Origin of the sequence: Xenorhabdus sp. PB62.4 (genome assembly GCF_014467285.1) — a bacterium.
Taxonomy (GTDB): domain Bacteria; phylum Pseudomonadota; class Gammaproteobacteria; order Enterobacterales; family Enterobacteriaceae; genus Xenorhabdus.
This window is the reverse complement of record NZ_NKHR01000036.1, coordinates 1-8,487: the sequence shown is the minus strand read 5'-3', so window position 1 is coordinate 8,487 and position 8,487 is coordinate 1. Positions and strand designations below refer to the sequence as shown.

The window sequence follows — 8,487 nt, the reverse complement described above, 5'->3', positions numbered from 1 at the left end:
CACGTGGAAAGAATGTTTACCGAGATCAATACCAATAAGTGTGACGTTTTGCATGATGGCCTCTCCTGAAAGAAAAACACCCTGCCAGCATACCGCTCACAGGGTGGGGGTGACCATCTCATTAGGCCGGAAAAAATGGCAGTAGTACTGGCACAGGCATAGGTGGCGTGGCTGTATTTATCCATACATTCCCCTTAATCCCAAAGCTGGATCATGGGCTTGCTGACAGCAGGCATAAATTCCGGCATTTCAACTTTCGTTCCATGAGGCAATACCGCGCCAAAATCAGCCAGCCCGGGATTTGCCTGCAATACACGTTCAGTCATTCCCAACGTGCGACCGTAATGGCGCCAACAAATGGCATCAACCGTTTCATTTTGTTGTGCGATAACTTGCATACACTCTCCTTTTTCTTTGCAGAAAATAGTCAGTAAATCGAAGAGTTATGATCGAATAATCGGAAAAATGCCTCAATGAGATGAGATTGTTAGGGGAATAATACAAATGAATAGCAATTTTGTTGATTTCAGTAAGCACAAAAGGCAGGAAATAACGCCTGCCTTTTGTGCTGTTTTTTTATCTTATCAAAATCTATTTGAGGATATCTATGAACCGCCATATTTAATCCAGCAGCCAGCTATCATCCTCCCAGACGTTTTGAATAAGTTCCATTATGTGTTCTTGTTCGCTGCTTTTTTTCGTCCCTGTCACTCTTACGGAGGTACTACTACTGACTGCAATTCTAAAATGTGTATCAGGATAGTGTGGTAATATTCTTTTTCTTAATTCATTTTCAAGTGCAGACATAACTGCTTCAGAAACATTAGCTCGTTTATCGAAAAGTATTTCTATGCGCATCCTTTTCTCCTGCTAAATCTATTCTTCTATCGAACCTGAATTCCTTAACATTTTGTTACTGGTCACCTCATTATCTAACAAGTCACCATCCAGTTTACTTTGGTAACTATTAAACCTTTTTTCATAAGGTGCAGATAGCTCCGCTATCCAAACCAGTGCTAACTCTTTGTCTTCCGCATGATTGCATTCGCAACTTGTTGCCATTCTAGCAATGAAATTGATACGTTGCGCTACCAATGATTCCATAAGAGATTCCACTGATCTATCTGCCTCCATATAATAAACTGTATGTATATACAGTACACGTAATAAGATTAAATTTAAAGTAGTTTTTACCTTTTTTGGTGATTAAATTTGATAGTTAATAACTATTATCTGCTGTTTTAGCAGAAAAATTTGCCAATTTGGTGGATTTTTCCACTATGCGAATTCTATGATCCTGATGACACTTTGACTGTTCATCCGTACAGTTATTGACAGAACTCCAAGATGAGAACTTTTTGCTTATTTTATAAACAATCCGTTCTGGTGTAGAAGTTGTTTTCGTTTTAGGAACTAGGCTCCATTGATGAATACGTGTGCAGATAAATTCCATACGGGATAGAAATGGTGATGTCACACCTTGGATGGAATGAACATCTTCACCATAAGGACTGCCAAACGGGATATGTTTATAAGATAAGCGAATAACCAAATCGCGACGAGCAACCCACGGCCCACCCTGTGCTTGAGTATAAGCGGCCCAATTACCTTCATCGGCTGCCTGTAAAACCGCATTGATTTTGGTATCAGACAAATGTATTTCTCTGAGGCGACGTAATTCGCGCCAAACTGAAACCGGAGCGCCGCCAATTTGTTGGAATTGCCGAATACGCCAACGACTCGCCCAGGCTGTCACTGATTTTGCCATATCGCGCAAGGATTCGCCGGTTTCATGATCGGTTTCCTCTTCCAGTGCATAGCCATCAATATTTTTGGAAATGTACTTAGCAATATAGCCCGTTGCGCTGCCTTTATTAGGATCTATCGCCCGATAATCAAAGCGTGCTTTTTTAGCGTCATCGCTCTTTAGTTCATTCTGCTCTTCCTGACAGGCATAATGTTCAAGAATTTCTCTGACCCGCCGTAAATGTTCGGGTAGCATGAACAACACCATATGCCAATGAGGAGTACCATCATGATGGGGTTCCACGACTCGGAAACCAAATATATTGATCCCTGCTCGGGCGATGGCAGCCCGCGCTTTGGCCCAAACACCGCACAAATAACGTTGGGTATCACTCGGCGTAGCGCCATCCCAATATTTGACAAATCCTCCTTGATGCTGAACAGCATGATATTTCGCAGGCGCCGTAATAGTATAAAATTCCCCGACACAGTGCATTTTATCAGCGATATTTTCGAAACCGCGCATTCTGACCATCAACTCACAACGCCGAATCGCGGGATTGGCATTACTATGAACAACCGAATCTGCCAGTGAAATTCGTTCCCCTTCTTCATTTTCCAAATCAAAATGTTTGAAGAATTCACGATTACGCCGTTTTTGCTCCAGCCATTCCCGCAGTGCTTGCCGTGAAACATAAGGAGAAGCTGCTTGCTGTACCTGCCCGACTGCAATCGCCATATGCTCAGATTGAATATCACGCAGGCGCTTTAAGCGGAAATACCACCAGCGGGCTGACATCATGCGTAACATCCCTGAACAGAGCTGATCTATAGATGGCGCTTTACGCCCACGCTTGAAACGATACCAATAAGGTGGGTTCGTATTACATTGCAAAGTCAGCTTTGCCAACAATTCGTATAATTTAGCGACACGGGAAAATATCTCATTATCCCCCTCAGAGGAGGTTGATGGATGCTTTTGGGAGTACGCTAAAGAATAGTGCTCATAATTGCTGGAAATAAAAACGGCAACTTCATGAGCTAGTTTCAAGAGTTGTTTACGATCATATGTCGCCACCTTTTCCAGTTGCTCAATAAAAGGAAAAGGTGCTATACCAGAAACACAGTGGTTGAATTGGTATCTTTTCTTTACTAACTGTAATCGTGGCAAAACATTTTGCCCGACCGTTTTTCGCAGGAAGGAATTCGCATCACGGCGGCCTGAACGGTGAAAGATATCAACATAACGGCGGCTGAAATATTTCGCCAGAAAGTCCGGCATCTGCCCGATATACTGGTGACGCCATTGATGATCGTCTGCGTTGACTTCCCATAACAAACGTTCTGCCATTGAAACACCCTGCGGTATGTTCGGCTGGAACATAGCTGTTTGTTTGTAATTAGCAATAAAATAATCACCATTATGTTTATTAGCAGTAAGGTCACTATTCATCAATTTCACCCTATTGAAGGTATGCGTGTGCCTGGCGTACTCATGCCATATGTCAGCAATGTGTCAAAAAAATGCGTTTAGAAAACCGTATTAATTAGAGCGTATCGGGAGATAGTGTCAGGTACTTTGGAAACTGACTAACAACAACCTTAATATGGTTCATCGCCTTGATCAGCGCTTTTTTTTCCTCTTGGGTAAAGTGGCTGAATTCACTATCGTGGCGGGAGCGCGGGATATTCGCTAAATAGAGAATGGCGGATAACGCCCGCTTGTTCTCTTCGTAGTGGTAGTCCCTTTTATCACGCATATCAGCAAAAAAACGATTTAACTCCTTTTCATCGTCACCCCAGTATGCCGCCCGAATTCTCGACAAATGATTCAATCCTTCCAGCCGCTGGCCGAGGTTTATTTGGGCAAACTTTTCTTTTTCAGTATTCGCCATGTTTTCCCTCAACATTTTCCTACAGAACCATTTCTGACCATTCTCAATGCCATTTCTGAAATATTTTATATGGGGCATAAAGATTGAAATCTGGGCGTTCATGATGCAATATCTCTCATTGGTTTTCAGCTTAACCAATCTGGGCCCATCAAAGATCTCATTGCAAGAACTTTGATGGGATACTAATAGCTCTTATCTGTACTGTCAATGAAAAATACCAATATTGAGATCAAAATGGGGGCCGATAGTGGAGGAAGACCTGCTATTGAACGTCTTGTCCGCGCATATGGATTTAAGTCACGCCAGGCCCTAAGTGACCATTTGGGAGTTTCCAAAAGCACGATGGCAAACCGCTACCTTCGTGATAGTTTTCCAGCGGATTGGATCATCCAGTGCAATCTTGAAACTGGAGCCTCACTGCTGTGGCTGAGCACGGGTCAGGGAGAAATATTTCCAGATGGAGAAAGTGAAAAGAAAACAGAGCGACTGGAAGATATCATTGCTCCGTCGATTTCTCGTGTAAAGCTGTCAGGAGGCAGGTTAAACGAAGCTCCCCCTGTGATTTTGGATAGCGAATTAATTTCCAAGGAACTCAAACATCCACTGGTTGTTGATGATGGTTCTGCTTGGTATCTGCTGGATACCCAAGAAGATAATATCCAAGATGGCCTATGGCTGGTGGATATTGAGGGCATGCACAGCATCAAGAAGATTGCCAAAATCCCGATCAGTAAGATTCGTGTCAGTGATAATGATGTCACTTTTGATTGTGCAATCAGCGACATTCAATTTATCGGCCGCGTTGCTCTGGTCATTTCCAAACAATAACAATCCGGCATAAAACGTTTCCATCAAGGTTATCTCTATCTATCAGGATAACCTTGATGGCGTTTAATGGCGCTCACTTGCAATTTCCGCAGGAATATTTCGTCTGTAATGCTTAGCGCGTTTCACATGTCATGTGAACGCCGAATCCGATACAAGATATGCTCCCTCAATGGGTTATCTTCTGCTAATGCAGGATGGAAAAACGTTTTTTCATCCCTGATCATCCCCAACTTTTTCATGACACTCTCAGAACGACAATTAGAGACAGTCGTGAAAGCGACCACTTCTTCTAACCCAACTTCCGTAAAGGCAAAATCAAGAATTCTACGCGCCGCTTCACAGGCATAACCTTTTCCCCAGAATGGCTTACCCAATCGCCAGCCGATTTCAACAAATCTTCTTCCTTCCAAGCCCGGAGCCACAATCTTTCTGTATCCAATTCAACAATCATGATGCCTCCTTGAAATTTAGGGAAAAATTAATCGGTAATAAAAATAAAACTGCCGGGAAATCATACATATTTCCCGGCAGTAAGGCATAACATTTTATTTTACGAGCAATTATCAAGCGTTATTTTTAGCTTTTGGTTTATCTCCCTGACTATCCCTAATCGCAATAACGCGTTCAATTTCTGGCTTTTTCTTATTTTCAACCTGTTCAGACTGACCAACAAATAACCCACCACGGCGAATTGACATACTTCCGCAGCGGCTGATGCCTCTCAACTCGCCATGTTCCAGAATCTCCAACGTTTCCGCACAACATGTACCTTCAACATGACCATCAATGATGATTTCAGGGGCATTGAGCTCACCTTCAATTTTGCCGGCATGCATAATACGAATGGCACCACCTTTTACGCGAATATTACCAATGACTTTACCCCAGATTTGGATATCCCCGTCCATTTCAATATCACCCTTGAATACTGAGTTTTTGGCAACAATGGTGTTGGGACGAATCTCAGCTTCAGGGAGCTTTTTCTCTTCAAGCTGTATGCTCTTAACTGGTGTAGTAGAGCTGGCAACAGGTGTCTCAGTTTTTTTTCCAAACATAGCGTTTATTCTCAATTTCATATTTACAAAGTAAAACACTAAGGCTAAAAAAGATAAAATTGCTGTTATGGTACAACTAATATAAGCACCATACAGATAGAGTCCTAATGCGCTCCCCCAAAGGAGCCATAGGCTGTATAAAAAAGCGTTATCTGAAAAACGATACTTTTCCATATGTTTCTCGTTTTTTTAGTTTTTTCTTATATTTCATCAGCAAATATATCTACGAATATGCCTTAGCAGGTATAGAAAAAGGGCTGTGAAAACACATCCTAGCATTGTACAAGTATAAAAAACAATCTACGAAGCTATAACAGAGGTATTTATAGCGTTATTACACGGATAAAGTTGCTATTTGAGTTTAACCCTCTGAATTGGAATTCATTTATTCTATATTTATAAAATAAAAAAAACCTAACACGATAAACTTGATCGATAACAACCACATTGACCAATAAGCCCGTAACAATAAAAAAACAAAATATTAATACATTCGTATCATATTGAGCATATAGAAAAAACCGCATATTCAATGATTCATACTTTTATCTTTACAGTGATTGTTTTGCATTCGTTTCTTACCGCCTATTTTACGGTTAAATAATGGCCTAATTTTGCTAACTATCGTTTCTTATTATCAAGATATGACTGAATTAACGAACCTGGCACTCACATCTACAGAGATTGAAATGAAATGCCTTAGCTGAAATGCCATTTTTTTCTTTGACAAGAAAATACAATTGATTTTTGAAATTTGGAAATAATGTCTTAATGTTAACTTGCAAAATGAAATTTACGTAATAATCAGGCTAAAACCCACTGTGTAATTAAAATTCCAGATAATCCATTTTGTTAACTTTCACCACTATAACTATCATAATTAATGCTCGAAAATGATATTAGGTTACGTTGAAGAATCACCTATAATCCATTGGATTTCAACAATTATTCATCTTATTAGCCATTAACCCATCACGGTGGCTATTTACACATAAACAATATAATTATCAATAAATTAAAAAACCAACGCTAAATAATTAATGATATTCATGGTGATAAAAGTCCGTTAAAATAATTAACTCAATAGAATAAACTCATTAACATCTGTCACTGTTAACCATATCCTTTTCCCCTAAAAACAATTATATAAAAACCAAACAACACAAGATAAAAAAACAAACATATTATGAAAAAGTTATTTTTAATCACAAAAAAAGCAGGCCAGATAAATTTATAGCAAAAAAATGTCACTTAAACCTAACACAAATATTTATTTAGATATATAATACCCTAAGTAATTTAATTGATGTTACGCATGAACTTTCAAGATCTTTCAATCCAGATTAAATCTGCAATCTGTTTATCAATAAAGATAATCTGAATGCCATAGGGAAGTTTTTTCTATCATCCATTAATTAATATAATAAATACACCATGCACTCATCAAAAAAAATGATTACTCATGATAAGGAAAATTAGGAGTATTAAATGAAAAGGACGACGGGCTTAAATCAAAAAAGTATTTGTACTATCGAATTAACCATGCCGGATTTCAATATTCTGGAACATAAACAAAGAGGGCTGTACATTTTACTTGATGGAGAAATGGTATGGAAAGACTGCATCAATACTTATCACATCACATCGAATGAGATCCTTTTTACTCATCCGGGTAGCTATGCTGCCAGAACCAATACGGAAAGCTGTCAGGTATTATGGTTACCATTACATATGGAGTTCCTGCGCAGTTTTTTAAAACGTTTTGGTTCATTACTAAGCAAAATAGAGCGGCAAGATTTTCCTGCTTACAGGCTGATTCCTTTTAATCAGTTTCCCTTACTGACGGAAAGCATCCGCGGGCTCGCCAATTTACTGGCTCATGATTATCCGCCAACCTTGATTCAATTAAGAGTTGAAGAACTGCTGTTGCTGCTTTCCTTGAGTGAACAGGGAGCATTGCTAATGTCTGTACTACGGAAGTTAAGCAATCGTCAGGTAGAACGTTTGCAAACATTTATGGAGAATCATTATCTAAAAGAGTGGAGATTGAATGACTTTGCACGTGAGTTCGGTATGGGGCTGACTTCCTTTAAAGAACTTTTTAACAGTGTCTATGGGACTTCCCCCAGAGCTTGGATCAGCGAACAACGGATTCTGTATGCCCACCAATTATTGCTAAACAGCGAAATGAGTATTGCCGATATTTCATTAGAATCGGGCTTCTCCAGTCAGTCCTATTTTACCCAAAGTTATCGACGGCGTTTTGGTTGTACACCCAATCGCGCCAGATATGGCAAAGATTAATGATCATTTTCCCTGTTTAATAGATCAATGAACGATCGTTTTTATCGATCAATCTTCCTTGATTGATCTGTGCAATCCATTGGACGGCAGTATCCCATCTCACATATAGTCATGGTGACTCATCACTATTCAGAGCCTAACTAGGTTCGCTCCAAGTCACCACCAGGGTTTTTATATTTGCCGTATCTTTGGCCTGCACTTGCCCGTGCAGGCTTTTTTTTCTCTTCTTTTTTTATGAAAATAACTTTCAGTCACATTATAACTAACAGAAATTACATTTAGAGCCCATTTCAAGAGGCCCTAAATATAAAGATCAAATTACCTCAAGAAAATCGATGCAGTTAGCTATCTTTTTTCCCGCTATCTGCACTATAAAAGACAGTGCCCAATTTTATCCTTTCACGCCCCGTTGCCAGACGATGCCGGTTAGTATCTCTGAGAGAATAAATACAGCCACAATATTCCTGCTGATAGAATTCTTCACGTTTGCTGATCTCTATCATGCGGGCAGAACCACCGCCTTTTCGCCAGTTATAGCAGAATCAACATGATCTGACACATTCGATGTGCTCGGTGAACAACTCATCAACGGAACATCTTTTTTGTCTTCTTATCGCTTTTGCCCCACCCCATTTGTGTTCTATGGGATTCAAGTCCGG

The 8,487-nt window shown here is 39.9% G+C and carries 9 protein-coding genes and 2 pseudogenes; 2 read left to right on the top strand and 9 right to left on the bottom strand.

Going from position 1 to position 8,487, the window contains the following annotated elements:
- The 6 genes and pseudogenes from Xenpb_RS19730 to Xenpb_RS17880 form a co-directional block, all read right to left on the bottom strand.
- A pseudogene (locus Xenpb_RS19730) lies at positions 1-185 on the bottom strand (hypothetical protein); the annotation flags it as partial.
- Between the two features lie 9 nt (positions 186-194).
- Positions 195-398 carry a tail protein X gene (locus Xenpb_RS17900; RefSeq protein WP_187655523.1) on the bottom strand — a complete coding sequence of 68 codons (204 nt, stop codon included), beginning with the start codon at positions 396-398 and terminating at the stop codon, positions 195-197.
- A 223-nt stretch (positions 399-621) separates the two neighbouring features.
- Positions 622-858, bottom strand: a complete 237-nt coding sequence (locus Xenpb_RS17895; protein WP_187655522.1) for a DinI-like family protein — start codon at positions 856-858, stop codon at positions 622-624.
- Positions 859-876: 18 nt separating this feature from the next.
- Complete coding sequence (locus tag Xenpb_RS17890) at positions 877-1,104, bottom strand: hypothetical protein (RefSeq protein WP_187655521.1); 228 nt, start codon at positions 1,102-1,104, stop codon at positions 877-879.
- A 115-nt stretch (positions 1,105-1,219) separates the two neighbouring features.
- A complete protein-coding gene (locus Xenpb_RS17885) occupies positions 1,220-3,199 on the bottom strand; it encodes a replication endonuclease (protein ID WP_187655520.1) in 1,980 nt (659 codons plus the stop codon).
- 94 nt (positions 3,200-3,293) lie between these two features.
- The gene (locus tag Xenpb_RS17880; RefSeq protein ID WP_187655519.1) at positions 3,294-3,641 is read right to left on the bottom strand and encodes a DUF5347 family protein; all 348 of its coding nucleotides are present in this window, start codon (positions 3,639-3,641) and stop codon (positions 3,294-3,296) included.
- A 207-nt stretch (positions 3,642-3,848) separates the two neighbouring features.
- Here Xenpb_RS17880 and Xenpb_RS17875 point away from each other — a divergent pair, with 207 nt between their 5' ends.
- A complete protein-coding gene (locus Xenpb_RS17875; RefSeq protein ID WP_255523181.1) occupies positions 3,849-4,469 on the top strand; it encodes a phage repressor protein CI in 621 nt (206 codons plus the stop codon).
- Positions 4,470-4,591: 122 nt separating this feature from the next.
- On the opposite strand, the gene Xenpb_RS17870 is transcribed toward Xenpb_RS17875, so the two are convergent.
- The gene (locus Xenpb_RS17870; RefSeq protein ID WP_368666841.1) at positions 4,592-4,891 is read right to left on the bottom strand and encodes a GNAT family N-acetyltransferase; all 300 of its coding nucleotides are present in this window, start codon (positions 4,889-4,891) and stop codon (positions 4,592-4,594) included.
- 141 nt (positions 4,892-5,032) lie between these two features.
- Positions 5,033-5,698, bottom strand: a complete 666-nt coding sequence (locus tag Xenpb_RS17865; RefSeq protein ID WP_255523180.1) for a polymer-forming cytoskeletal protein — start codon at positions 5,696-5,698, stop codon at positions 5,033-5,035.
- A gap of 1,314 nt (positions 5,699-7,012) precedes the next feature.
- Here Xenpb_RS17865 and Xenpb_RS17860 point away from each other — a divergent pair.
- Entirely contained in the window at positions 7,013-7,828 is an 816-nt protein-coding gene (locus Xenpb_RS17860) for an AraC family transcriptional regulator (RefSeq protein WP_187655518.1), read from the top strand.
- 341 nt (positions 7,829-8,169) lie between these two features.
- Here Xenpb_RS17860 and Xenpb_RS17855 read toward each other — a convergent pair.
- Positions 8,170-8,364: pseudogene (locus Xenpb_RS17855) on the bottom strand (epoxyqueuosine reductase QueH); the annotation flags it as partial.
- Between the last annotated feature and the right edge of the window lie 123 nt (positions 8,365-8,487).

Bases quoted from the DNA above. Each gene is read 5' to 3' on its own strand.
- Xenpb_RS17900 (WP_187655523.1), bottom strand. From the start codon at position 398: ATGCAAGTTATCGCACAACAAAATGAAACGGTTGATGCCATTTGTTGG.
- Xenpb_RS17865 (WP_255523180.1), bottom strand. From the start codon at position 5,698: ATGGAAAAGTATCGTTTTTCAGATAACGCTTTTTTATACAGCCTATGG.
- Xenpb_RS17885 (WP_187655520.1), bottom strand. From the start codon at position 3,199: ATGAATAGTGACCTTACTGCTAATAAACATAATGGTGATTATTTTATT.
- Xenpb_RS17860 (WP_187655518.1), top strand. From the start codon at position 7,013: ATGAAAAGGACGACGGGCTTAAATCAAAAAAGTATTTGTACTATCGAA.
- Xenpb_RS17875 (WP_255523181.1), top strand. From the start codon at position 3,849: ATGAAAAATACCAATATTGAGATCAAAATGGGGGCCGATAGTGGAGGA.
- Xenpb_RS17880 (WP_187655519.1), bottom strand. From the start codon at position 3,641: ATGGCGAATACTGAAAAAGAAAAGTTTGCCCAAATAAACCTCGGCCAG.
- Xenpb_RS17890 (WP_187655521.1), bottom strand. From the start codon at position 1,104: ATGGAATCATTGGTAGCGCAACGTATCAATTTCATTGCTAGAATGGCA.
- Xenpb_RS17895 (WP_187655522.1), bottom strand. From the start codon at position 858: ATGCGCATAGAAATACTTTTCGATAAACGAGCTAATGTTTCTGAAGCA.